Origin of the sequence: Haloferax marisrubri, assembly GCF_001469875.2 — an archaeon.
Taxonomy (GTDB): domain Archaea; phylum Halobacteriota; class Halobacteria; order Halobacteriales; family Haloferacaceae; genus Haloferax; species Haloferax marisrubri.
The window spans coordinates 654,303-678,846 of sequence record NZ_LOPW02000010.1 but is presented as its reverse complement, the minus strand read 5'-3'; the positions used below and the strand labels follow the sequence as shown (position 1 = coordinate 678,846).

General features: G+C 66.1%; 23 protein-coding genes and 1 tRNA gene. 14 read left to right on the top strand and 10 right to left on the bottom strand.

All coding sequences use genetic code 11. The annotated features are described in order from the left end of the window. Positions 1-176 precede the first annotated feature (176 nt). The gene (locus tag AUR65_RS10440) at positions 177-428 is read left to right on the top strand and encodes a hypothetical protein (protein ID WP_058566835.1); all 252 of its coding nucleotides are present in this window, start codon (positions 177-179) and stop codon (positions 426-428) included. Positions 429-545: 117 nt separating this feature from the next. On the opposite strand, the gene tuf is transcribed toward AUR65_RS10440, so the two are convergent. Further along, a complete protein-coding gene (gene tuf / locus AUR65_RS10435; RefSeq protein WP_058566834.1) occupies positions 546-1,808 on the bottom strand; it encodes a translation elongation factor EF-1 subunit alpha in 1,263 nt (420 codons plus the stop codon). 426 nt (positions 1,809-2,234) lie between these two features. Between tuf and AUR65_RS10430 the strand changes: the two genes are divergently transcribed. From AUR65_RS10430 to AUR65_RS10420, 3 genes are all read left to right on the top strand, one after another. Beyond that, positions 2,235-2,720 (top strand): Lrp/AsnC family transcriptional regulator, encoded by a 486-nt coding sequence (locus AUR65_RS10430; RefSeq protein WP_008095561.1) that lies wholly within the window; start codon positions 2,235-2,237, stop codon positions 2,718-2,720. A gap of 378 nt (positions 2,721-3,098) precedes the next feature. Beyond that, positions 3,099-4,583, top strand: a complete 1,485-nt coding sequence (locus AUR65_RS10425; protein WP_058566833.1) for a proton-conducting transporter transmembrane domain-containing protein — start codon at positions 3,099-3,101, stop codon at positions 4,581-4,583. Beyond that, positions 4,573-6,996: a DUF2309 domain-containing protein gene (locus AUR65_RS10420; protein WP_058566832.1), complete on the top strand. Its 2,424-nt coding sequence runs from the start codon at positions 4,573-4,575 to the stop codon at positions 6,994-6,996. The genes AUR65_RS10425 and AUR65_RS10420 overlap by 11 nt, the downstream gene beginning before the upstream one ends. On the opposite strand, the gene AUR65_RS19480 is transcribed toward AUR65_RS10420, so the two are convergent. Continuing rightward, a complete protein-coding gene (locus tag AUR65_RS19480; protein WP_146047401.1) occupies positions 6,993-7,277 on the bottom strand; it encodes a hypothetical protein in 285 nt (94 codons plus the stop codon). The genes AUR65_RS10420 and AUR65_RS19480 overlap by 4 nt on opposite strands. Before the next feature lie 580 nt (positions 7,278-7,857). Between AUR65_RS19480 and gcvT the strand changes: the two genes are divergently transcribed. The 4 genes from gcvT to gcvPB are packed head-to-tail and all read left to right on the top strand — an operon-like array spanning position 7,858 to position 12,098. Continuing rightward, positions 7,858-8,949 (top strand): glycine cleavage system aminomethyltransferase GcvT, encoded by a 1,092-nt coding sequence (gcvT, locus tag AUR65_RS10410; RefSeq protein ID WP_058566830.1) that lies wholly within the window; start codon positions 7,858-7,860, stop codon positions 8,947-8,949. A 2-nt stretch (positions 8,950-8,951) separates the two neighbouring features. Then, complete coding sequence (gene gcvH, locus AUR65_RS10405) at positions 8,952-9,332, top strand: glycine cleavage system protein GcvH (RefSeq protein WP_058566829.1); 381 nt, start codon at positions 8,952-8,954, stop codon at positions 9,330-9,332. A 1-nt stretch (position 9,333) separates the two neighbouring features. After that, the gene (gene gcvPA, locus AUR65_RS10400; protein WP_058566828.1) at positions 9,334-10,677 is read left to right on the top strand and encodes an aminomethyl-transferring glycine dehydrogenase subunit GcvPA; all 1,344 of its coding nucleotides are present in this window, start codon (positions 9,334-9,336) and stop codon (positions 10,675-10,677) included. Next, positions 10,677-12,098: an aminomethyl-transferring glycine dehydrogenase subunit GcvPB gene (gene gcvPB, locus AUR65_RS10395; protein WP_004975284.1), complete on the top strand. Its 1,422-nt coding sequence runs from the start codon at positions 10,677-10,679 to the stop codon at positions 12,096-12,098. The genes gcvPA and gcvPB overlap by 1 nt, the downstream gene beginning before the upstream one ends. Before the next feature lie 22 nt (positions 12,099-12,120). Here gcvPB and AUR65_RS19980 read toward each other — a convergent pair whose 3' ends face one another. Beyond that, the gene (locus tag AUR65_RS19980) at positions 12,121-12,297 is read right to left on the bottom strand and encodes a DUF7838 family putative zinc beta-ribbon protein (protein WP_004969725.1); all 177 of its coding nucleotides are present in this window, start codon (positions 12,295-12,297) and stop codon (positions 12,121-12,123) included. A 239-nt stretch (positions 12,298-12,536) separates the two neighbouring features. Here AUR65_RS19980 and AUR65_RS10390 point away from each other — a divergent pair, with 239 nt between their 5' ends. Further along, positions 12,537-13,766, top strand: coding sequence for an ABC transporter substrate-binding protein (locus tag AUR65_RS10390; RefSeq protein ID WP_058566827.1), 1,230 nt, complete (start codon positions 12,537-12,539; stop codon positions 13,764-13,766). Positions 13,767-13,827: 61 nt separating this feature from the next. On the opposite strand, the gene AUR65_RS10385 is transcribed toward AUR65_RS10390, so the two are convergent. Genes AUR65_RS10385 through AUR65_RS10375 form a run of 3 tightly spaced genes read right to left on the bottom strand, consistent with a single transcriptional unit; the run spans position 13,828 to position 16,783 of the window. Beyond that, complete coding sequence (locus AUR65_RS10385) at positions 13,828-14,838, bottom strand: metal ABC transporter permease (protein WP_058566826.1); 1,011 nt, start codon at positions 14,836-14,838, stop codon at positions 13,828-13,830. Continuing rightward, positions 14,838-15,680 (bottom strand): metal ABC transporter ATP-binding protein, encoded by an 843-nt coding sequence (locus AUR65_RS10380; RefSeq protein WP_058566993.1) that lies wholly within the window; start codon positions 15,678-15,680, stop codon positions 14,838-14,840. Before AUR65_RS10380 ends, AUR65_RS10385 begins: the two co-directional genes overlap by 1 nt. Further along, positions 15,677-16,783: a metal ABC transporter substrate-binding protein gene (locus tag AUR65_RS10375; RefSeq protein ID WP_058566825.1), complete on the bottom strand. Its 1,107-nt coding sequence runs from the start codon at positions 16,781-16,783 to the stop codon at positions 15,677-15,679. The genes AUR65_RS10380 and AUR65_RS10375 overlap by 4 nt, the downstream gene beginning before the upstream one ends. A 188-nt stretch (positions 16,784-16,971) precedes the next feature. On the opposite strand from AUR65_RS10375, the gene AUR65_RS10370 reads away from it, so the two are divergent. The 4 genes from AUR65_RS10370 to AUR65_RS10355 all read left to right on the top strand — a co-directional run bounded on the left by AUR65_RS10370 (position 16,972) and on the right by AUR65_RS10355 (position 18,399). Further along, the gene (locus AUR65_RS10370; RefSeq protein WP_058566824.1) at positions 16,972-17,211 is read left to right on the top strand and encodes a glutaredoxin family protein; all 240 of its coding nucleotides are present in this window, start codon (positions 16,972-16,974) and stop codon (positions 17,209-17,211) included. Continuing rightward, positions 17,208-17,741 (top strand): cob(I)yrinic acid a,c-diamide adenosyltransferase, encoded by a 534-nt coding sequence (locus AUR65_RS10365; protein ID WP_058566823.1) that lies wholly within the window; start codon positions 17,208-17,210, stop codon positions 17,739-17,741. Before AUR65_RS10370 ends, AUR65_RS10365 begins: the two co-directional genes overlap by 4 nt. A gap of 259 nt (positions 17,742-18,000) precedes the next feature. Further along, positions 18,001-18,252 (top strand): hypothetical protein, encoded by a 252-nt coding sequence (locus AUR65_RS10360; RefSeq protein WP_058566822.1) that lies wholly within the window; start codon positions 18,001-18,003, stop codon positions 18,250-18,252. Between the two features lie 72 nt (positions 18,253-18,324). Beyond that, positions 18,325-18,399 (top strand) — tRNA-Val (locus tag AUR65_RS10355). A 242-nt stretch (positions 18,400-18,641) separates the two neighbouring features. On the opposite strand, the gene AUR65_RS10350 is transcribed toward AUR65_RS10355, so the two are convergent. Continuing rightward, the gene (locus AUR65_RS10350) at positions 18,642-18,830 is read right to left on the bottom strand and encodes a DUF7511 domain-containing protein (RefSeq protein WP_058566821.1); all 189 of its coding nucleotides are present in this window, start codon (positions 18,828-18,830) and stop codon (positions 18,642-18,644) included. 649 nt (positions 18,831-19,479) lie between these two features. On the opposite strand from AUR65_RS10350, the gene AUR65_RS20200 reads away from it, so the two are divergent. Continuing rightward, positions 19,480-21,366 carry a DUF7282 domain-containing protein gene (locus AUR65_RS20200; protein ID WP_233194353.1) on the top strand — a complete coding sequence of 629 codons (1,887 nt, stop codon included), beginning with the start codon at positions 19,480-19,482 and terminating at the stop codon, positions 21,364-21,366. 92 nt (positions 21,367-21,458) lie between these two features. Here the strand turns inward: AUR65_RS20200 and AUR65_RS10335 are convergent, their stop codons facing one another. The 3 genes from AUR65_RS10335 to AUR65_RS10325 form a co-directional block, all read right to left on the bottom strand. Next, complete coding sequence (locus tag AUR65_RS10335; RefSeq protein WP_058566819.1) at positions 21,459-21,830, bottom strand: hypothetical protein; 372 nt, start codon at positions 21,828-21,830, stop codon at positions 21,459-21,461. A gap of 81 nt (positions 21,831-21,911) precedes the next feature. After that, positions 21,912-22,616, bottom strand: coding sequence for a haloacid dehalogenase type II (locus tag AUR65_RS10330; protein WP_058566818.1), 705 nt, complete (start codon positions 22,614-22,616; stop codon positions 21,912-21,914). A gap of 123 nt (positions 22,617-22,739) precedes the next feature. After that, positions 22,740-24,542 carry a hypothetical protein gene (locus AUR65_RS10325; protein WP_058566817.1) on the bottom strand — a complete coding sequence of 601 codons (1,803 nt, stop codon included), beginning with the start codon at positions 24,540-24,542 and terminating at the stop codon, positions 22,740-22,742. Positions 24,543-24,544: the final 2 nt, after the last annotated feature.

Genomic DNA, 24,544 nt, shown 5'->3' with positions numbered 1-24,544 from the left:
ACAACCCAACCACCGGCGCACGGCGCCTCGAATCAACTCGCGGACGCGGGCCATTCTCCGAAAATCGACCGACAGCGAACTGACAGTCTCCGTCGAGCCACAATCACGAAATAGTTTATAATGATTTACTAAACGCGATGGCAGGTTTTATGTGCCTCATTAACATATAATCGAGTATGTCTCAGACAGCGTCCAGAAATAGCCCGGATACGTTTACAATCGTAAATGAGGTAAACGACCACGGTGCGGCGACACTTCGCGGCGACAACGGCTCGACGTTCCACGTCACGTCCTACGAGAACAGTAGCTACCGCGACTACCTCGCGAACCACCACGCCGGCGACCGCGTGCGGATGGACCTCGTCAGGGCCGGCGTCCGCGCGAACGTCTGGCAGGTGTCGGCGCTCTACCCCGGCGCTAACGAGTGAGCCCGGACGCGACGAACGCTCGCGCGCCGTTTGTGACCAATCGGTCGCGTCCGTCCGTGTAGGCTGGACGGTCGCTGTCACGGCGGTGGCGCGAAAAACTGTGGTCGAAACCGGGCGCTACTCGTAGACTTCGAGGACTTTGCCGGCCGCGATGGTCTGTCCCATGTCGCGGATGGCGAAGCTCCCGAGTTCGGCGATTTCTGACGACGGTTCGATGCTGAGCGGCTTCTGTGGCCGGAGCGTGACGACGGCGGCGTCGCCGGCCTTGATGAAGTCCGGTTCCTCCTCTGCGACCTCGCCCGACGCGGGGTCGAGTTTCTGGTCGAGCGATTCGAACGTGCAGGCGACCTGCGCGGTGTGCGCGTGGATGACCGGCGTGTAGCCCGCCGTGATGACCGAGGGGTGTTGCATCACGACGATCTGCGCCTTGAACGTCTTGGCGACCGACGGCGGGTCGTCGGCCGGGCCGCAGACGTCGCCGCGGCGGATGTCGTCCTTGCCGACGCCGCGGACGTTGAAGCCGACGTTGTCGCCGGGGCCCGCCTCCGGGACCTCCTCGTGGTGCATCTCGATGGTCTTCACTTCGCCGCCCGCGTCAGAAGGCATGAACCGGACGTTGTCGCCGGTCTTGAGGATACCCGTCTCGACGCGGCCGACCGGGACCGTCCCGATGCCGGAGATGGTGTACACGTCCTGAATCGGGACGCGAAGCGGGGCGTCGGTCGGCGGCGACGGCTCCGGGAGGTTGTTCAGGGACTCCAGGACGGTCGGCCCGTCGAACCACGACATGTTCTCCGAGGGCTCGGCGATGTTGTCGCCCTCGAACGCCGAGATGGGGATGAAGCCGGCGTCGTCGGAGTTGAACCGTACCTGGTTCAGGAGCTGTTGGACCTCCTCTTTGACCTGCTTGTAGGAGTCTTCGCTGTAGTCGACGACGTCCATCTTGTTGACCGCGATGATGAGTTCCTCGATGCCGAGGGTGCGGGCGAGGAAGACGTGCTCGCGGGTCTGCGGCGCGACCCCGTCGTCGGCGGCGACGACGAGAATCGCGTGGTCGGCCTGCGACGCGCCCGTAATCATGTTCTTCACGAAGTCGCGGTGGCCGGGCGTGTCCACGATGGTGAAGTAGTACTTGTCCGTGTCGAAGCGCTGGTGGGCGATGTCGATGGTGACGCCGCGTTCGCGCTCCTCGGCGAGGTTGTCCATGACGTAGGCGAACTCGAAGCCCGACTTCCCCTTGGACGCCGCCTCCTCGCGGTGCTGTTCGATGATGTGTTCCGGGACGCTACCTGTCTCGAACAGGAGTCGGCCGACGAGCGTGGATTTCCCGTGGTCGACGTGTCCGATGATGGCTAGGTTCTGGTGTGGTTTGTCTGCCATGGGTATCAGGGCGGTGTCGCCCAGTTTGGTAGAATATGACACCCAAAGGTAAATCCGTTTTCCCGGCGCGAAGCGCGTCTCGCGCCGGTTTGGACGGGTCGCGGAAACGGGTTATCAGGAAACGCGAAAACTCAGGAAATCAGTCATGTCGCGGCGCGGTCGGGCGAACCGAGCGGAGAATCGAGCCACGAAGACCGCTCAGAACCCACGCATCGCGGCGGCCATGTCGGCGAAGGTGGCCGTGCGGCGAACGGACTGCTCGTGAGCTTTGGGCGTGTCGGCGTTATCTTTTACAACAATCATAGTAACTAATTGTATCGGATGGGTAATAAATCTACTCCCGGAGTCGGCGAGTATCGAGTGTCGGCCGGGGCGTCGTCCGCGTAACATCAAAGGATAAAGTGCTCTTGCCCCCGACGTAGTGGTATGGCTGGCGAGGATATCGACGACGTGGACAAGGCGATTCTGTACGCACTCCAAGAGGACGCGCGAAACATGTCGTCCGGGGATATCGCGAAGCGAACGGGGACCTCGGACAGCACCGTCCGCAAGCGCATCCAGCGGCTCGAATCCGACGGCGTGGTCAAGGGCTACAGCGCGAGCGTCGACTATGGGAAGTCGGGCTACCCGCTCCGCATGCTACTCTACTGCACCGCTTCGATTCCCAAGCGAGGCGAACTCGTCCCCGAGATTCTGGAGATGGACGGTGTCGTGGCCGTCCAAGAACTGGTCACCGGCGAACAGAACCTCCTCGTGACCGCCGTCGGCGAGACGGACAGCGACATCACGTCCATCGCGCAGGAACTCCTCGATATGGGCCTCACGGTCGCCGACGAGGTGCTCGTCCGCACGCACGAGACGACGCCGTTCGGGAAGTTCGACGCCGAGAGACACGCGGAAAACGACTCCTGAGCGGGCGCGCGCTCGATATCCTCGCGGCGAACGGAGCGTTCGCCAATCGGTTCGGACCCGACGAGCGACCGCAGTCGTGAATCGCCGCGGCGGGTCGATGTCGCGTGACCCATCGCTGGTAGTCGATTACCGACTGGGAAGATAGTGCGTTACACGGCGTGAAACGGGTGTTCTGAGGAAATCCGACTCGCCCAGATCCGACTGTCCGCGTCGCCCCGCGCTCACGAAACCATAATGTTCTATAATGGCTAATTTGCGAACGATTTGTGAATGTAGGTAGATTTAATAGACAATCTGTTCTCGGATGGGCGTAAGGACGACCAGTATCGGTCGCCGAACGCGTTTCGGTGACCGTTCTGGTCAACGACGAATCGAACGATGTCAGGACACAGCTCGAAACCGACGGTCGGAGCACTCCCGGACGCGACGGCGGACTCGCCGCTCGCGCCCGTCGCACTAACGAAGCTCGTGTGGGCGCTGTTCGCCGCGAGCGTCGCCGTGCTCTTCGCCCGAGTCCGACTCGGCGGCGCGTGGGAGGTTCCCGGCGTCGTCGCCGTCGACGGCCTGACCGTGCTGCTGTGGGTGGTCGTGACGTTCTTCAGCGGTATCGTCCACAGCTACTCGCGCCGTTACATGGCCGGGAGCCGCCACGAGACGGGCTTCTTCGCCACCGTGTTCGGCTTCACGGTCGCCGTGATGGCCCTCGTCGCGGCCAACCACGTCGCGCTGTTCTGGCTGTTCTGGCTGGCGATGGGGCTCGCGATGGCGAAACTCATCGGCATCATCGACGGCTGGAAGCAGGCGCAGGCCGCCGCGAGCGTCGCCCGCAGGTACTTCCTCGCCAGTAGCGCGTTCCTCGGCGTCGCGCTCGCGGCGCTGTGGTGGGCGACCGGCGCGACGACGGTCTCCGGTATCGCCGCGGCCGCCGACGGACTCGGCGGCGCGGCGTGGCTCGTGGCCTGTGTCGCGCTCGTTCTCGCGGCGATGATTCAGTCCGCGCTCGTCCCGTTCCACGGCTGGCTCCTCTCCTCGATGACCGCGCCGACGCCCGCCTCGGCGCTGATGCACGCGGGCTTCGTGAACGCCGGCGGCATCCTGCTGCTCCGGTTCGCCCCCGTCGTGACTCTCGACGCCACGCTCATGCTCGGTATCGTGGCCGTCGGCGCGACGAGCGCCCTCCTCGGAAAACTGCTCAAGAACGTCCAGACGGACGTCAAGAGCGAACTCGGCTGCTCGACCATCGGCCAGATGGGCTTCATGATTATGCAGGCCGGCCTCGGTTTCTTCGGAGCCGCGATTACGCACCTCATTCTGCACGGCTTCTACAAGGCGTACCACTTCCTCGGCGCGGGCGGACAGGTCGAACAGACCGCCCCGACTGCGCACGACGCGCACGAAACCGGGGTCGCGGGCGCGGCCGTCATCGTCGTGACCGGACTGGCCGGCGGCGCGCTGTTCGCGGCGCTCACCGGGAAGGGGACGCACCTCGACAGCGGACTCCTGCTCGTGGCGTTCGTCGTGCTCACCACGCTGCACGCGGCCCGCAACGTCGTCGCGCACGCCGCGCTTCCGGCGACGGCCCGCTACGGCGCGGTCCCGCTGGTGTTCCTGCCGGCCATCACCGTCTACGCGCTCGCCTACGAGTCGATTTCGAGCGTCCTGTCGGGACTGCCGGTCGTCGAAGCGCCGGCCGAACTGAGCGCGCTTCACGCGCTCGTCGCCGGCGTCTTCCTCGCGGTCTACGTCGCGATAGAACTCGGGGTCCACAAACGGAGCCGGCGTCTCTACGTCGCGCTGTTGAACGCGAGTCAGCCCGCGTCCCCGACGGTGCTGACCACCACGGAGGAATACAATGAGTACTGAACACGCCATCGAAGACAGCATCGACAAAGCGGCGACGACGGTCGGTTCGGTCTGGCCGATTCACTCGTTCGTGACGGCCAACCCGCTTTCGGGGTTCGAAGACATGCCGTTCGGCGAGGCGGTCACGCAGGCCGCGGACCTCGTCGGCGGCCGCGGCTACCCGGCCCCCGAGACGTTCGAAGCGGCGCTCGACCACGGGCAAATCGACCCCGACGTGCTCGCCTCGGAACTGGCCGAGCGCGGCTACGACGACGACCCCGACGCCCTGCTGGAACGCATGGACGCCGCCACCGAGTCGGAGCCCGCGGACGACGAGACTGACGCCGACACCGACACCGCGCGGGTCGACCGCGTGCTGACGAAGTGGCTGTCGGCGTTCCTCGACGAGGGCCAAGCGCACTGGCCGATGCCGGACCGCGAGGACGGCTTCTACAGCGCCTTCCGGTCGATGGCCGCGTACGACGGCCAGATTCCCGACGACGGCATCGTCGCCGACCTGCCCGAATCGCCGACCGAGACCATCGAGTCCGTGGTCGCGTCGTACCCCGAAAGCCAGTGGGTGCCGATATTCGAGGAGCAACTCGCCGCGCTCCCCGGATGGACCGGCTTCATCAAGCAACGCTCCGCCGACGGCGGCGAGTGGCAGTCCGAGTACCCGATTACGCTCGACGGCTACCTCGCGGCCCGCCTCGCGCTCCTCGACGCGTTCGACGTGAATCTCGCGCCATCGACCGGTCCCGAGACGCCCGAGACCGACGCGGCCGACGAACTCGCCGAGGCGTTCCTGAGCGCGTGGGAAGCCAGTTACCGCGACGAGGTCGTCGAGCGCGTCGCCGCCGAGAGCGAGGTCCTCGAAAACAGCGCCCCCCGCGGTCGCCCGGACGCGCAACTGGTCTTCTGTATCGACACGCGCTCGGAGGTCATCCGCCGGCACATCGAGGACACCGGCGACTACGAGACCCACGGCTACGCCGGCTTCTTCGGCATCCCGATGGAGTATCAGGGCTACGACGACGAGGTGTCGGTCGACGCCTGTCCCCCGATTGTCGACCCGGAACACCACGTCACCGAGGTCCCGACCGACAGAGAGACGAAGGCGAGCCACGACCGCTGGTCGCGCTTCCGCGAGGCCGCGGGCGAGGCCATCGAGGCGCTGAAGACCAACCCCGCCACCGCCTTCGGCTTCGTCGAGAGCGCGGGGAGCGGGTACGGGGTCGCTCTCGCGGCCCGCACGCTCGTCCCCGGGCGCGTCTCCGACCTGCTCGGGACCGCCGACGACGCGGTTCCCGACAACCACGAGTTCTGCGAGCAGGCCGTCCACCACCAGCACTCCTACGTCGGCGACCTCCCGGTGGGGCTGACCGACGAGGAGAAAGTCGAGTACGCCGCGAACGCCTTCGGACTGATGGGTTGGGAGGAGTTCGGTCGCCTCGTCGTGTTCACCGGCCACGCCAGCGAGACGGCCAACAATCCCTTCGATTCGAGCCTTGACTGCGGTGCCTGCGCCGGCAACCCCGGTGGCCCGAACGCCCGCGTTCTCGCGGCCATCTGCAACGACGAGACGGTCAAGGCGGAACTCCGCGACCGCGGGTTCGACATCCCCGAGGACACGGTGTTCGTCGCCGGCCAGCACAACACGACGACCGACGAAATCGAACTGTTCGACGGCGACGTGCCCGAGAGCCACGCGGACGACCTCGACCGGTTGCGCGCTGACCTCGCGGTCGCCCGCGAGCACGCGGCCGCCGAGCGCGCCGAGACGATGGGTGCCGGCGGCTCCGCGGCCGTCAGCGAGACCGAGCGCCGCGCCGCCGACTGGGCCGAGACGCGCCCCGAGTGGGGACTGGCCGGCAACGCCGGCTTCGTCATCGGCCCCCGCGAACTGACGAGCGACCTCGACCTCGACGGCCGCGCGTTCCTCCACTCGTACGACCACGCGACGGACCCCGACGGCGACGCGCTCGAAGCGATTCTGACGGGGCCGATGGTCGTCACGCAGTGGATAAACGCCCAGTACTACTTCTCGACGGTCGACAACGCCGTCTACGGGAGCGGGTCGAAGGTGACCCAGAACCCCGTCGGTAACGTCGGCGTCTATCAGGGCAACGGCGGCGACCTGATGACGGGGCTCCCGCTCCAGTCGCTGATGGCCGCCGACGACAGGCCGTACCACCAGCCGCTCCGCCTCTCGACGGTCATCCACGCGCCGGTCGACCGCGTCACCGACGTGCTGGCCGACCACGCGGAACTGACCGAACTGCTCGACAACGACTGGCTCTCGCTGACGGTCGTCGACCCGACGCAGGACCACCGCGCGTTCCACTACGAGGAGGAACTGACGTGGACGCCGGCGTCCGAACAGGTCGAAGCGCAGCCGGAGCCACCGACCGCGGCCGCCGTCGCGGACGACTAATCGTCGGTCCTCGGTCGCTCGCGTCTCGGGTCGGCAGTATTCGTATTCGACAGCAGTTCTCCAGCGTCCGGCTCTCGAAACTCAGGAGTCGCGGCCGCGGTCGCCGTCCCCGTCGGACAGCGTTCGCTCGGGTTGCTAGTGTGCCAAATCGTCAGCCGTGGCGCGTCTCGCGGGCCGGTGTTCACATCGCCAATCTGCAGGGACAGCCCGATGCTCTCGCTGTCGTACTCGTCGATGTCGATAGCGCGCCACTCCGTTCGCTCGTCGAGGCGGGCCCTCACGACGTATCCACCGGCCTCGGTTCCCCACGCACACGGGATAACCGCACCCCCGGGTCCGATATCGTCTCCAGCCGTCGCGCTGTGGTCCGCCCAGTAGATTGGTTCACCGTTCCGTTCTATCAGAACGTGGACCGTGTGCGGACGATACGCGTGGTTGACGACGGATATCTGGCCGAGCGTCGGAGCTGTGTCCGGGTTATCGGACGACAGACAACCGCCGACGAGTGCCGTTCCGAGTAGAGAGACGAAGTGGCGACGACGCATGTCGATTAACCACCGTTTCCGCACAAGTAGCTTTGGCCGTTGTGGATACGTAGTTCGGGGGAGACGGTGCGGTCTGCCTCGTCGTCGCGACTGTGAGAGGCGCAGTCGCACGCCACTCACATTCTGTATCGCAGTATTTGATTTATCTCCGCAGTCACCGTCTCGGTCGATACCGCACCCGGATGGCATATTTCGCCGTCTGGTTGCGGATTCGTGGTGTTTTCTTCCACAACAGGGGGCCGATTCATGCAAGATAGTGAACATACCGAGCGAACAGATACCAAAGCATTACTTATCGCAGTTCGCAGGGGCCTGTATGGGCCTTCGTAAGCCGCCGTTGTACGGCGTCCACGCGGACGCCGGGGCGACGTTCACCGAGTTCGGCGGATGGGACATGCCTGTGGAGTACGACTCCATCAAGGCCGAACACGCGGCCGTCCGCGAGTCGGTCGGCATCTTCGACGTTTCGCACATGAGCGAACTGGAGGTGTCCGGCCCGGACGCGACCGCGCTGATGCAACGCCTGACGACGAACGACGTGACGGCCCTCGAACCGGGTGACTCGCAGTACTCGGCCATCGTGAACGACGAGGGCGTCATCATCGACGACACCGTCGTCTACCGACTCCCCGACCGCGACGAGCGGGTCTATCTCTTCATCCCGAACGCCGGCCACGACGAGGAGATGTACGACCGCTGGACCTCGTTCCGCGACGACTGGGACCTCGACGCCACCGTCGAGGACGTAACCGAGGAGTGGGCGATGTTCGCGGTACAGGGCCCCGACGCCCTCGATTCGGTCACCGACGCCGCGCCCGACGCGGCCCTCGGCGACCTCTCGAAGTTCCAAGCGACGTTCGCCGACGTGGCGGGCGTCGAGTGCTGGGTGGCCCGGACGGGCTACACCGGCGAGGACGGCTTCGAGGTCCTCTGTCCGTGGGACGACGCCGAGACCGTCTGGTCGGCGCTCGACGCGACTCCCTGCGGGCTCGGCTCCCGCGACACGCTCCGACTGGAGATGGGCTACCTGCTCTCGGGACAGGACTTCGACCCCGAGACGGAGCCTCGGACCCCCTACGAGGCCGGCATCGGCTTCGTCGTCAAACTCGACACCGAGTTCGTGGGCCGCGACGCCCTCGAACGACAGCGCGAGGCCGGCATCGACGAGACCTTCGTCGGCTTCGCCCTCCTCGACCGCGGTGTTCCCCGCCACGGCTACGACATCGCCGACGCGGACGGCGAGGTCATCGGCGTCGTGACGAGCGGGACGATGAGCCCGACGCTGTCGGAGCCCATCGGTCTCGGCTACGTCCCCGTCGAGTACGCCGACGACGAGACCGAAATCTCGATTCTCGTCCGCGGCCGCGAGAAGCGCGCAGTAATCGTGACACCTCCCTTCATCAACTGACAATGTTCGAAATCCCTGACGACCGGAAGTACCTGGAATCGCACGAATGGACCACCACCGAGGGCGACGCCGTCAAAATCGGCATCTCCGACTTCGCACAGGACGAACTGGGCGACGTCGTCTTCGTCGAACTCCCCGCCGAGGGCGACGAACTCGCCGCCGGCGAGGAGTTCGGCGTGGTCGAGAGCATCAAGGCCGTCTCGGACCTCTACGCCCCCGTCTCGGGCACCGTCACGGCCGTCAACGAGGAGCTGTTCGACGCCCCGGAACTCCTCAACGACGACCCCTACGGCGACGGCTGGATGCTCGAACTCGAACCGGCCGACGAAAGCGAGTTCGACGACCTCCTCTCCCCCGAGGAGTACCGCGAGCAGACGGAGTGAGATGACGGCTGGAAACGGACGGCGGGTCGGAAGCCCGTACGCCCCACACACCGACGCCGACGAGGAAGCGATGCTGGACGCCGTCGGCGCCGACAGCGCCGAGGAGCTCTTCGACATCCCCGAGGAGGTCCGCTTCGACGGCGAGTTCGGCGTCTCCGGTACCGACGAACAGGAGCTCAGGAACGTCATGGCCGACCTGTTTTCGCGCAACGAGGAGCTGACGGAGTTCCTCGGCCGCGGCCACCACGCCCACTACGTTCCGGCGCTGGTCGACGACCTCTCGCGGCGCTCGGAGTTCCTCACCTCGTACACGCAGTACCAGCCCGAAATCGCGCAGGGCTTCCTGCAGGTGCTGTTCGAGTACCAGTCGATGCTGGTCGAACTGACCGGGCTCCCGGTCGCCAACTGCTCGATGTACGACGCCGCGACGGCGCTCGCCGAGGCCGCGCTCCTCGCGAACCGCCTCCGCCGCGGCGCGAGCGGCCACCGCGTGCTCGTCCCCGAGCACCTCCACGAGGGTCGCCTCGGCGTCCTCGAGAACTACCTCGACGGCGCGGAGATGGAAATCGGCGAGTACCCGATGGCCGACGGCGCGGTCGACGTGGAAGCCCTCGCGGACCTCGTCGACGACGAGACCGTGATGGTCTACGCTGAGACCCCGACGGTCCGCGGCGTCATCGAGGAGCGACTCGCCGACATCGGCGACCTCGCACACGACAACGACGCGCTGTTCTGTCTCGGAAGCGACCTCGTGGCGCTCGCGCTCCTCGAAGAGCCCGCGAGCGTCGGTGCCGACGTGGTCGTCGGCGAGGCCGGCGCGCTCGGCCTCGGGACGGCCTACGGCATGGGTCTCGGCATCTTCGCCACCCGCGAGGAGTACCTCCGGCAGGTCCCCGGCCGCCTCGTCGGCGTCTCCGAGGACAGCGCGGACATGCGGGCGTTCACGCTGACGCTCCAGACCCGCGAACAGCACATCCGCAAGGAGCGCGCGACCTCGAACATCTGTACGAATCAGGCGTGGGTCGCGCTCCGCACCGCCATGCACATGGCGTGGCTCGGCCCCGACCGCCTCGTCGACCTCGCGACGGAGGCCGTCACCGACGCGCGCGACCTCGCCGCCCGACTGGACGAGCTTTCGGGCGTCAAAGCGCCGCTGTACGACCGCCACCACTTCCGCGAGTTCGTCGTCCGGACGGACCAACCCGCGCCCGCCATCACGAACGACCTCGCGGGCCGCGGCTTCGCGGTCCACGCCCTCGACGACCACCACCTGCAGGTCTGTATCACCGACGCGAACGCCGACGCCGCGGACGGACTGGTCGCGGCCTTCGAGGAGGTCATCTGATGAACTTCGACCAAGCCCGATTCAGCCGCGACGACGAGTACGAACCGCTCCTGTCCGAAAAGGACAGCACCACCGTCGAGGTCGATTCGGAGGGCGTCCTCCCCGACGACCTGACCCGCGACGAACTGACGCTGCCGGCGCTGTCGGAGCCCCAACTGGCGCGCCACTACACGCGGCTGTCGCAGATGAACTACAGCGTCGAACTCGGGCCGTACCCGCTTGGGTCGTGTACGATGAAGTACAACCCCTCGTTCACGGAGGACGTGGCGGCGGACCCCAACGCCGGGGTTCACCCCGACCGCTCCGACCGGACGATTCAGGGGACGCTCGGCCTCCTGCACGGCCTGCAGGAGTACCTCGCCGACATCGGCGGGATGGACGCCGTGACGCTCCAGCCCCCGGCGGGTGCCGCGGGCGAGTTCACGGGCATTCTCGTCGCGAAGGCCTACCACGAGTCCCGAGACGACGACCGCTCGGAGATTATCATCCCCTCGTCGGCCCACGGGACCAACTTCGCGTCGGCCGCGATGGCCGGCTACGACGTGGTCGAACTCCCCTCGGACGACGACGGCCGCGTGGACATGGAGGCGCTCGACGCCGCCATCTCCGAGGAGACGGCCGCGCTCATGCTCACGAACCCCAACACGCTGGGGCTGTTCGAGCGCGACATCGTCGATATCGCCGAGATGGTCCACGACGCCGGCGGTCTGCTGTACTACGACGGCGCGAACCTCAACGCGCTGCTCGGCCGCGCTCGCCCCGGCGACATGGGCTTCGACATCATGCACTACAACGTCCACAAGACGTTCGCCACGCCCCACGGCGGCGGCGGCCCCGGTGCCGGCCCGGTCGGCGTGGTCGAGGAACTCGCTGAGTTCCTCCCGAGTCCGATGGTCCGCGAGACGGCCGCGGGCTACGAGCAGTACGAACCCGAGTCGTCTATCGGCAAGGTCCACGGCTTCGCCGGCAACTGGCTCGTCCTCGTGAAGGCGTACGCCTACATCGCTCGCCTCGGCGACGCGGGCCTCGCGGACGCCAGCGCCAAGGCCGTCCTCAACGCCAACTACCTCGCCTCGCAGATAGACCTCGAAGTCCCGTACGGGCCGTTCCACCACGAGTTCGCGGCGACCTCGGGCGACCGCGACGCCGCCGACGTGGCGAAGCGCATGCTCGACTACGGCGTCCACCCGCCGACGACGAAGTGGCCCGAACTCGTCTCGCAGGCGATGCTCACGGAGCCGACGGAAGTCGAGGACAAGGCGTCGCTCGACGACCTCGCACACGCCTTCAACGCGGCGTACGCCGACTCCGACGAGGCGCTCGAAACCGCGCCCACGAAGACCAGCGCCCGTCGCATCGACCAGGTGTCCGCCGCGCGGAACCCGCGGCTCTCGTGGCAGGCGCTCGGCGACGACGAATAACGAGAAAAACCTTTTTCGCGGCTTACGCTTCGGCCTTCGCGTACGTCTCGATGTCGTCCGTGATGTGGATGTAGCCGTAGTCGCACTCCGTGCAGTGCCACTTCGTCTTCGTGCCGAGGTGAATCTCCATGCTGGCGGCGAGGTAGAACGTGTCGTTGCCGCAGGCCGGGCATTCGCGCTGGATTTCGAGGTCGCTCATGGGGTCGAATCCGTGGTAGTCGTTGTTGAAGATATTGGTTCGGAGCCGAGGGTAACGGGAGATATAAATCAAATAGTGCGATATGAAATCTCGTATTTCGCACCACGCGTCTCCAGACGGCTACGAGACGGGAGTCTCCGCCGTTGTGCCGACTTCGACGACGTGCGTGGCGGTCGCCACCGTATTTAGGCCGACCTAAATTCCGCAAGAGATTTGTGTGTTTAGGTGGGCCTAAAATCATGGAACACGACGCGAACGGTTCGGAGCCGACCCGGAGAACGTATCTGAAGTACGGGGGTGTGCTCGTCGGCAGTGGCCTTCTCACGGGGTGTACCGGCAGTAGTAACTCGGAGAGTGGCCCGACGACCCCCGAACCGACGACGACGGAGGCGCAGCCACAGACGGCCGACAACACACAGACAACCGAAGCGACGACGGAAGACGGCTCGTACACCGTCTCCATCGAACCGATGGGCGACGTCGAGTTCGACGCAGTCCCGGAGCGATGGTCGAATCCCGGCGGTCCCGCGTACCTCGACATGGCGATTGCGCTCGGAAAGGGAGACGGACTCGTCGCAACGGGGTTCGGCCTGTATCCCGGCGTCGCCTTCGAAGCGGCGGGCGTCTCACCCGACATCGACCCGAGTTCGCTCCCCGTGTTGTGGCAGGACGGCGGCTTTTCGAAGGAGGTCTTCTACGAGGCCGACGCGGACGTTCACTTCGCGGACCCGAACTACCTGGCGGCGTACGGAATGTCCGAGGAGGACATCGACGAGGTGACTGAGAACGTCGCCCCGTTCTTCGGCGCGTACAGCGCCCGCGAGCGCGAGTGGAACGCCGACTACCTCTACTCGCTTTACGACCTGTTCGACAAGGTCGCCGAAGTGTTTCAAGAGGAAGCGCGCAGCGAGCAGTTCCGACGGATACACGACGAGATGATGGCCGAAATTTCGGCGCGCCTTCCACCGGAGGACGAACGCCCGACCGTCGGCGTGCTCTTCGTCAGCTCGGACCCCGAAGACGGGTCGTTCAGGCTGCTCCCGATTCGCGACCGAGGGTTCCGACAGATGCACTACCGTGCCGCCGGCTTCGAGGACGCGTGGGCATCGATGGACGTCCCTCCCGGCGAATACCCGACGGTCGGGTACGAGGCGCTCCTCGAAACAGACCCCGACGTGCTCATCTACGACGGGCAGATTCCGTCCGGGATGGAGTCGACCGACTTGACGGGGACCGACGAGTGGCGGGCGGCGCACGTCACGCCGATGGCCGAGGACAACGTCGGTAGTAACCTGACCGCGGTCCAGTCCGGTGCCGTGTACCCGGGTGGACCGCCACAGGCGGGCCCGATTCTCAACCTGTTCAACACCGAGCGAACCGTCAAGCAGGTGTATCCAGACGTGTTCGACGCCGACGAGGCCCTCTTCGACCGCCAACGCGTCGGCGACGTGGTCAACGGAACGTTCTAACCCGGACACCGACGGCTCCGCCGAGCGCGTCTCGTTCTACAAAACGGAGTTCGAGCGCGTCTCAGTCCGAGTTCGAGCGCGTCTCGGCCGCGTCGATGCTCCCCAGTTCGGGCGTCGCGTCCTCTCCGGCGCGCGCCTGCACCTTGCCGATGGCGACGGCGACGACGTAGATACCGACCGCGAAGAGGACGATGACGCCGCCCGCGGTCGCCTCGCCGTAGTAGGACGCGCCGATGCCGAGGAGCACGGCGAGTTCGGCGAGGACGACGGAGACGAGAAGCGACTCGGAGAAGCTTTGGGAGACCTGCGCCGCGCCGGCGACGGGGACGACGAGCATGGCGGCGACGAGGATGACGCCCATAATCTGCATCGCGCCGACGACGACAAGCGCGGTCAGCATGACCATCACGCGGTTGTACCACGTGACCGAGATGCCCGAGACGGCGGCGGCAGTCTCGTCGAACGTCACGTAGAGCAGTTGGTTGCGCGTGAGCGCGACGGTGCCGACGATGACGGCGAACAGCACGAGCAGGATGGCCGCGTTCTCCGCCGAGACGGTCGAGAGGTTGCCGAAGAGGTACTGGTTGATGCCGACCGCGAGGCCGCCCGCGTTGAGGCTGATGAGGACGGTCCCCAGCGCGAACCCGGTCGAGAGCACGATTGCCATCGACACGTCGTTGTAGGCGTCGGTCGCCTCGGAGATGAGTTCGATGAGGAGCGCGGCGATGACGGCGACGACGACGGCGGTCAGGTACGGCGAGACGCCGAGGCTGAACACGCCGTTGAGAAAGAGGCCGACTGCGACCCCGGCGAAGGCGGTGTGGGCGAGCGCGTCGCCGATGAGCGCGAGTTGGCGGTGGACGAGGAACGTCCCGATGAGTGGGGCCATCACGCCGATACAGAGGCCGACGAGGATGGCGCGATGCATGAACCGGTAGTCGAGGAAGCCGAGACCGGTCGCGTCGCCAACGGCGAAAAGCAGGTCGGACCACAGCGCGAGGAACCAGTAGAACGGCGCGAGGACGGCGTCTAACGGGCCCGCCTGCAACACGGCGAACAGTTCGACGGGCATCACGTGCGGCCACCACCCGAACCGCCCGCGAAGGAGGCCGCTGTGCCGAAGGCCCGCGCGAGGGCGTCGCTCTCGACGAACTCGTCGGTCGGACCGTCGAAGTAGACCTCGCGGTTGAGACAGACGACGCGCCGGGCGTGGTCGGTGACCGCGCCGAGGTCGTGTTCGATGAGGAGAATCGTGATGCCCTCCTCGTTGAGCGCTTCGAGCAGGTCGTAGAAGGCGTCGACCGACTCGGCGTCGACGCCGACGGTCGGTTCGTCCAAGACGAGCAGGTCGGCCTCACCGGCGAGCGCGCGGGCGATAAAGGCGCGCTGGCGCTGGCCGCCAGAGAGCTTCGTCACTCGGCGGTTCGCGAAGTCGGACATCCCGACCGTGGCGAGCGCCTCGTCGACGATGCGGTGGTCCTCCGCGGAGAGCCGGCCGAAGCCGACGTGGGGGAACCGACCCATCTTCACGACCTCGCGGACGGTGATGGGCATCTCCTTGGAGGCGCTGGCGTGCTGGGCGACGTAGCCGATGCGCGCGCCGTCGTCGAAGGCGTGGGAGGGCTCGCCGAACAGCCGCGCGGACCCCTCGTCGGGCCGGAGCAGGCCGAGGATGAGCTTCATCAGCGTCGACTTCCCCGACCCGTTCGGCCCGACGATGGCGACGTACTCGCCGGGGTCGATGCGGAGCGAGATGTCTTCCACGACGGGCGTCGCGGTGTAGCCGAACTCGACGTCTGCGAGTTCGACGAGCGGGCCGGAGGAGCCGCGGCCGTCGTCGGCGTCGTCGGCGGCGAGACCGGTGTCGGCGGCCTCAGCGGACTCCGCGGACTCGCCGTTGCGGAGGGCGCTCATTCGAAGTTCCTCCACTCGTCGGCCCAGCCGTCGTGGCCGACCTCCTCGGGTGACTTGTTCCCGAGGACGACCTCGAACGTCGGCATGTTGATGTTGTAGGCGATTTCCTCGTAGCCCCAGTCGTTTTCGACCCAGTCCTCGCGGACGCCCGCGTAGGGGGTGACGGGGAAGTACGCCTCGACGGGCGTCTCGGCGATGAGCTGTTTCGCCGGGCGGCGCGTCTCGAAGACGCCTGCGCCGATGTACTTGATGTCGTTTTCCTCGATGACGCGCTTCGCCTCGGTGATGTCCGAGGGTTTCACGTCGCCGCTGGCGGCGAGGTTGACGACGAGCGGGCGCATCTCGACGCCGTAGCGGACGCCGATGTACTGGAAGGCGTTGTGAGCCGCCAACTGGACGACCTTGCGCGACGCCCGATCGAAGATATCCTGGTAGTCGCGGTCGATGCGGTCGAGCACGTCGGCTTTGTACGCGTCGGCGTTGTCGCGGAACGTCTCCTCGTGCTCGGGGGCGAGTTCGACCAGCCCCTCGGTGATGTTGTCCACGGCGGTCTTGGCGCGTTGGGGGTCGAGCCAGAAGTGGGGGTCCTTCCCGCGACCCTCGCCGACGCCCTCCTCGTCGCGGTCGAGGCTCGCGGCGAGTTCCACGAGTTCGACGCCCTCGCGGACGTTGATGAGTTGGGTGTCAACGTCGTCGTCTTTCAGCGTCTGGATGGCGCGGTCGGCCCACGGCTGGAAGTCCTCGCCGACGTGGACGAACGCGTCGGCCTCGATGATGTCGCGCGTGACGCTCGCGTCGGGTTCCCAGCCGTGGCCGTGGAGCCCCGTCGGGATGAGGTTCTTCAGCGTGACCGGCGTGTCGGCCGCGACCTTGCGCGCGAAGTCGTAGAAACTGAAGAACGACGCGACGACGACGTACTCGTCTTCCGACTCGGACCCGCCGGAGGCGTCGTTCGAGCCGGTGTTCGAGCCGTCGCTTCCGCCTCCCGCTCCGCCGCCACCGCCGAGACAGCCCGCAAGACCGGCCGTCAACAGACCGGAACCGGCCGCGACGACCGACCGCCGAGAGAGTTTGGGGTCGGACGAATCTGCGTTAGTGTTCATCACTATGTGAAATAGATACAAGCCACCATATAGATTTGTTGCTCTAAGGTTGAATTTTGACGCGTCTAAAACATGCGAGTGGCGAGCCGTAACGGCTCACGGGGCACCGACGGCACGACGGTCGAGGAGCGGCGATCTGACTCACCGGCGTGCAAATCTCTTTGGGTCGGCGCGTCCAACGGCGGGACATGGGAATCGAACTCTACGCGCTCGACGGCTGTCCGTACTGCGAGAAGGTCCACGACGCGCTCTCCGAGGCGGGCGTCGACTACGAGACGCAGTGGGTCGACGCGCTGCACTCGGACCGAAACGAGGTCAAGCGCGTGAGCGGCCAGCGCGGGGTCCCCGTCCTCGTGGACGACGACCGCGGCGTGACGATGGCCGAGAGCGAGAAAATCCTCCAATACGTCGACCAGACGCTGGCATGAAGATATACACCGGCCGCGGCGACGAGGGGATGACCGACCTGCGGGACATGACCCGCGTGTCGAAGACGAGCCACCGCATCGAGGCCTACGGGACGGTCGACGAGGTGAACGCCCTCGTCGGGACGGTCCGCCCGACCGGCCACGACGACGTGGACGACGTGCTGGAAGCCGTCCAGAACCACCTCCATATCGTGCAGGCCGACCTCGCGAACCCCGACCCCGACGAGGGCGACCCGCAGATAGCCGCCGACCACGTGGACGAACTCGAAGCGTGGATTGACGAGGCCGACGAGGAACTCGACCCGCTCACGTCGTTTATCCTCCCCGGCGGGAGCGAGACGGGGGCGAAACTCCACCACGCCCGGGCGGTGTCCCGGCGGGCCGAGCGCCGCGTCGTCTCGCTCGCGGCCGAAGAACCCGTCAACGAGGAGGTCGTCGCGTACCTCAACCGCCTCTCCGACGCGCTGTTCGTTTTCGCGCGACTGGTCAACAGACGCGACGGCGTGCCCGAGGAGTCGCCGACGTACTGAGTTAGAGCGTCCGCCGCACCCGCCGGTGTCGGCGCGGTCGCTCACGAGGATAATGGGACCAGGACGGACGAATCGTGCCCACGGTATCGCCGTCCCGGAAGGGGCCAGACGCTAACTGGGACCGACCACGAAGCGTGGCCTGCGTTCCCAGTTTTAGGTATGCCTAAGAATCACTAAAGTGTATCGCTCTTTCTCAGAGATATGACTCTCGGTATCACGTGACATAACCGTTTTCTCGTCGCCGGGACTATCCGGAGGTATGAACCGACACTTCACCGACGCACGGTACTACTTCCGACGTGGATTCGAGCACCTGTACGCCGGGCTCGACGAGGAGACGGCACCGCTCCGTCGCCGCCTCATGGCGGCGCTCGGGCGCGAAGTCGAGGACGAGGAAGCGACCGCGCCGCAGACGCGGCGGGAGCGCGTCGAGTACGGCGCGCGCCGGGCGGCGACGCGGAGTCGCCGGGCCGCCGGGCGGGTTCGCAGTCGCGTGCGGCGACCCGAGTAGACTCGTTTGTGCCCCCGAATCGGGGCACAACGTAAGTCTTAATTGGCGGCGCGGGAAATCGAAATCGTAGCCGGGTTGGTGGTCTAGCCAGGTTATGACGGCTCCTTCACACGGAGCAGGCCGGCGGTTCGAATCCGCCCCAACCCACTTCTCTTCGACACCACCGACGAGCGACAGCGAGGAGCGTGTGTCGAAGTGTGTGGTAGCCGTGGATTCGAACTCAGAGAGACGCAGCGCGACCGAAGGGAGCGACCGTCTCTCGATTAGTTCGAATCCGCCCCAACCCATTTTTTGAGTTCTCGAAACAACGAGCGACGGCGAGGCGTCCGCGGCACTAAACCGGCCACTAGCAGTCAAACATCAAAAACGGAAACCCGCCCGCGGAGCGCCTACGCGATGTCGTCGAGCGACACGGCGCTCCCGCGGTCGACCGTGATCCACGACGTCGTCAACTCTTCTGACTTCGGAGAGAAGACCGTCAGTTCGGTCGGGTTCTCCGGGTCGTCATAGATGCATTCGAGGTCGAACACCGGCGCGTCCGCCAGCTCGTCGGAACTGTGGGGTGCGGCCGCGCTCATCAGATGGATACGTCCGTCTTGCAACTCGCACACAGCGCGCCGGCGACCGCCTCCTTCGGGACGGAGGTCCCGCATCGAGGGCACCGAGAACGGGTGCGCGAGTACTCCGTGTACGGTGCGATCCGCGAATTCTCGTTGGATTCGCTCATACACGTCCAAATACGGTACGGGTACAAGAAGTTTTGGATATTATGAGTGTGATTCCCCAAATTCGAACTCGAATGTAACGACAATCGAGGAAGTAGTTCGTGCTCCTCAACGTCGTGGAGGAATCGGTACCGGGGTGGGAAGTCGACCACGGCGACTCTCAGTCCCCTGCGAGACAGCCAGCGATTCGACACCGTCCCGCTTTCGAAACGCTCAGCCGACCGCGTCACTCAAACTGTCAAGAAGTTCGAATAAACGAGAAACTACCCCGTTAGCTTCGGCGACGAACTCGCTTTTCTGACAGTTAAAGCGTAGCGTCTCGCGTGAAACATCGTGTTTCGTGAACTGTTGCGGAAAAACTGGTCGAGAAGCCTCCAGTATCGAAATCAGAGACAGACTAACCGTCTATACCGTCAGGTAAGTTGACAGCCCGTACGCGAAACTATTGAAACTATCTCGTCAGCTTTTGCCGGCGGCGTCGGTAGATTGTCATCGCAGACACATGAGTACACGAACACGTATCGCCGGTGTCCTCGTCGTCGTCGCCCTCGTCGCGGCGGCGGCGACGGGGACTGGACTGGCGGCGTCCGACGGCGTGCAGTCGGTCGCCCAGCCGAACGCGCCGGCGGTCGACACACGGCAGGCACAGGTACAGCAACAGACACAGACGCAGATGCAGGCGGAGTACTGCACGTATCCGAACAACGCGACCTACGAGTCGTTCGGCGTGAGCAACCTCTCCGCGCCGGCCGGCGTCGAAGCCGGCGAGCCGGTGACGGTGTCGGCTGACATCACCAACCCGAACGACGTACCGATGATTCAGTGCGTCGAGTTCCGTCTCGAGGGTGACGTGGTCGTCCGCACCGGGTGGGCGCTGAACCCGAACGAGACCGAGACCATCGCGTTCGAGGTCAACACGACGGGCCTCGAAGACGGGACGTACATCCACGGCGTCGAGACGCGCGACTTCGGCGAACTGGCGACGCTCACCGTGGGCGAACAGCCCGAGCCCGAACCCGAGGAGCCGACCGCGACGCTCCAGTTCGACGACCAGGAGTCCGACGGCAGTAACGTGACCGTCGCGAGCGCGAACCTCTCTGAGGGTGGCTACATCGCCGTCCTCGACGAGAACGGGTCGGTCCTCGGTGCGACCGACTACCTCGAACCCGGCGAGCAGGAGAACGTCACGGTGCCGCTCCTCGAACCGCTGAACGAGAGCGCCACCCTGACCGCGCAGGCGCACCTCGACACCAACGACAACCAGACGCTCGACTTCCTCACCTCCAACGGGACCGAAGACGGCCCGTACACGGTGAACGGGACGCCCGTCACCGACGACGCCGAAGTGACGGTTAGCGAGGAACCGACGACCGAAGAACCGACCGCGACGCTCCAATTCGACGACCAGGAGTCCGACGGGAGTAGCGTGACTGTCGCGAACGCCAACCTCTCCGAGGGCGGCTACATCGCCGTCATCGACGAGAACGGCTCTGTCATCGGCGCGACCGACTACCTCGACGCCGGTGACCAGGAGAACGTCACGGTGCCGCTCCTCGAACCGCTGAACGAGAGCGCCACCCTGACCGCACAGGCGCACCTCGACACCAACGACAACCAGACGCTCGACTTCCTCACTTCCAACGGGACCGAAGACGGTCCATACACGATTGACGGCACGCCCGTCACCGACGACGCCGAAGTGACGGTCGGCGAGGAGCCGACGACCGAAGAACCGACTACGGAGGAGCCGACGACCGAAGAGCCAACGACCGAAGAGCCAACGACCGAAGAACCGACTACGGAGGAGCCAACGACTGAGGAGCCAACGACCGAAGAACCGACTGACGAACCGACAGCGTCCGTCGCGTTCGAAGACCAGAACTCCAACGGGTTCAGGGTGACCGTGGCGAGCGCGACCCTCTCTGAGGGCGGCTTCGTCGTGATTCACAACGAGAGCGGCGACGTCATCGGGGTATCGAACTACTTCGAGGGGAGCGACAGTAACATCCGAATCAACCTCATCGAGCCGCTGGAAGAGAGTGCCACCCTGACGGCGATGGCGCACTTCGACACGAACGGTAACGAACTGTTCGAGTTCGTCTCGTCTGACGGAGCCGACGACGGCCCGTACACCACGGACGGGTCGCCAGTCACCGACGACGCCGAGGTGACGATTAACGAGGAACCGACCACGGAGGAACCAACGACTGAAGAACCGACCACGGAAGAGCCAACGACTGAAGAACCGACCACGGAAGAGCCAACGACCGAAGAACCGACCACGGAAGAGCCAACGACTGAAGAACCGACGAACGAGACGGAGACCCCGCCACCGACGGAGACTCCGCCGCCGACCGAGACGCCCATCGACAACGGAACGGAGAACTGAGACGACGACCGCCGACCGGCCCGGTCCCACCGCCGAGCCGGCTCGAATCCTATTTTCGACCGCGAGAGCTGGCCTGACCAGCCCTGCTGCGGTTACCGACCGAGCGCCGCGAGCAGGCCGTCGGGAACGGTGAGGATACCGAACCAGACCAACAGGACCACGAGCGCCGTGTACCCGATAGAGATGGCGAAGTCCTTGGCGAACCGCCGGGCGGTGTACGGATGTGACTCGGCCGATACCGCGTCGATAGCGCCCTTGTGGAGCAGTACGAACCCGATGACGTTCGTCAGCCAGTAGCCCGCGACGACGCCCGGAAGAAACCAACTTCTGGAGATGAGGCTCACCGCGACGCCGAACGCGTAGGCGAGCGGGAGGTTGACCACGAGGTCGTTCCACCACGAAAGCGGAGACAGAACGAACCCGATAGCGGCCAGAATCCCGCCTTTCACGCGCCGCCGTTCCATCCAGCTAGATGAACGGCCAGCGATAATAGTATTGTGAGCAAATAGCACAGGGCGTCTGTGAACTGACCGGAGCCGCGAGGGTCAGTCCGCCGCGCGTGGGCCGTCGCCGACGAGCCTGTCCACGAGCGTCGTGAGGTCCGGGACGGTGCGGTCGGGTTCCGGCCCGAACGGTTCCCACGGCGAGTCCTTCCGGTCGACCCAGACGCCCTGCATCCCGGCGTGTTGCGCCCCCATCACGTCGAACCAGCCGGCGGTCGCGTGGGCGATTTCGTCGATGGGCGTCCCGGTGCGGGCGGCCGCGTGGCGGTAAATCTCCGCGTCGGGCTTGAACACCTCGACCTCGTCGGCGCTGACGACGCCGTCGAGGAGGTCGCGGATGTCGGCGTGGTCGACCATCGAATCGAGCATCTCCGGGTTCCCGTTGGAGACGACGTAGCAGTCGTAGCCGGCGTCGCGGAGGCGGCCGACCGCGTCGCGCACGTCGTCGAACACGTCGAGTTCGTGGTACACCGAGAGAATCTCGTCGCGTTCGCTCGCGGAGACCGACACGTCGTGGGCGTCCAACGCGTACTGGAGTGCCGCGCGGTTGACCTCGTAGAAGGGCTCGTACTCGTCGATGTGGTTGCCGACGAACGTGTATTCGAGCGACCGCGACCGCCAGAGCTTCGAGACGGGTTCGGGGTCGTCGACGCGCTCGGCGAGCGCCTTCTCGGCGGCGTCGACGTCCACGAGGGTGCTGTACGAGTCGAACGTGACCGTCGAGACGCGGTCCGGGTCGAACGACATGTGCGAGTCTACGGCGACGCGGATGTTAACGCTACGGCGGTCGTACGGTTGCGACGGGAAAAAAGACCGAAGAATGGGTCGGCGCTCCTGACGAGCGCGGCGGATGAGCGGGCGTCTGCCTCCTCAGTCACCTCCCTCCTCGTCCTCCCAGAGGGTCACGAGGATGACCACGTCCTGCATGTCGAAGGCGCCGCTTCGGGTGTTCGTCGTCCCGAGTTCGAACAGGAAGATGGCCTGGTTGTTGGCGAGTTCCATCGTCTGCCCGTCGTCGCTGATGTAGGGGGCGACGAACTCGGCGGCGTCGTCCTGTCCGTTGTAGCCTTTTATCTCCGGGACTGGGTCGCCGTCGCGGAGGACTGCGACCTGTCGGTGGTCGACCGACGAGTCGGCCGTGACGTAGCCGTCGGCGGCGGCGACGATGGAGAGCGCGTCACCGGCGTCGCCCGCCACGCTGAACGAGTGGGAGCGGTGGTCGTTCACGTTGTCCCAGTCGAACGGGCTGTGCGACACGCCGTCGACGACGAACGTCACGGAGACGGGCACGTCGTACCGCCCGCTCTTGATGGCGCTGCCGAGCAGTTCGAACTCGCCCGTGAAGTCGTCGGCGGGGACGACCTCGCCGTCGTCGATGGTGAAGTCATCTTCGGGCTCCGGCGTTGGAGTCGGCGTCGGGGTTGGGGTGGCTGTCGGGGTTGGCGTTGGCGTCGGCGTGGGCGTCGGAGTCGGCGTCGGCGTGGCCACGTTTCTGACCTCGTAGGTCTCGCCCAGCCCGCGGACTTCCAGCGGGATGGCGACCGTCGCGCCGGGGCCGGACGCCCCGTCGAGGGTGACCGTGACGGTGTCGTGTTCGATTTCGGTCACGCCGTCGGGCGCGGTGTACGTGAAGCTCGCGCGGCCCGACTCGTCGGTGACGGCGGTCGCGCCGTGGGTGGGGGCGACGGTGCCTCCCAGCGGAGTCGGTGATGCGACGGACAGCGTCGCGCCCGCCGCGGGCGCGCCGTACCGGTCGAACGCCCGGACCACGAGCGTCTCGCGGCCGCCCGAGGGGACCGCGGCGTCCTCGCCCGCGACCGCGACCGCGTAGGCGGCGGGGTCGGGGTCGATCGCTTCGCCGACGCCGAGGCGGGCGACGCGGAAGTCGTAGCGGACGCCCGCGTCGAGTTCGATAGTGACGACCGCGTGGTCGCCGCTGGCGGCGTAGGAGACGACCCGCGCGTGGGGTTCCTCCGCCATGAGATCGACCCACGCGTCCTCCGAGAGGTAGGTCGGCACCGAGATACGAACCGGGTCGGTGGCGTTGTACACCGGGAGCGACTCGGCACGGACGGAGACGGGCGCGAGCGCCACGGTGTCGCCGGCGGTCGTGTGGCCGTCGAGGTCGCCTTCGAAGAAGACGAGCGTGACGGTCGTGCCGCGGACGAGCGACTGACGGTGGACGACGGGGTCCCCGTCGGTTTCGAGGTACGAGACGCCGCTTTCGAGTATCATCCGGGCCTCGTCGCGCTCGGCGTAGTCGGCCTCGTAGACGATAGCGCCGGTCGCGTAGGTGTGGGTCGAGCCGTCCCAGAACACCGCTTCGGGACCGACCGCGGAGACGCCCGTGACGGTCACGGCGTCCGCGCCGTCGACCCGGAACGTCCCGATACTGTCGGGCGGCGAGACCACGAGGTACCGCTCGGGGTACGACACGTCCGAGTCGACCGCGACGCGACTGCCGGCGTCGACGCCGGAGGCGCGGAACACCTGCGAGTCGAGCGACGCGAGGTCGGTCGAGACGCTGGCGCTGTGGTCGGCCTCGTCGCCGGCGGTCCAGACGGGCGTGCCCGCGAGTTGAACCATGGCGATGACCGAGACCACGAGGCCGAACGCGAAGATGACCCCGAGGATTTCGGACACGCCGCGGGAGTCGAGAGAGAGGCGAGACACGG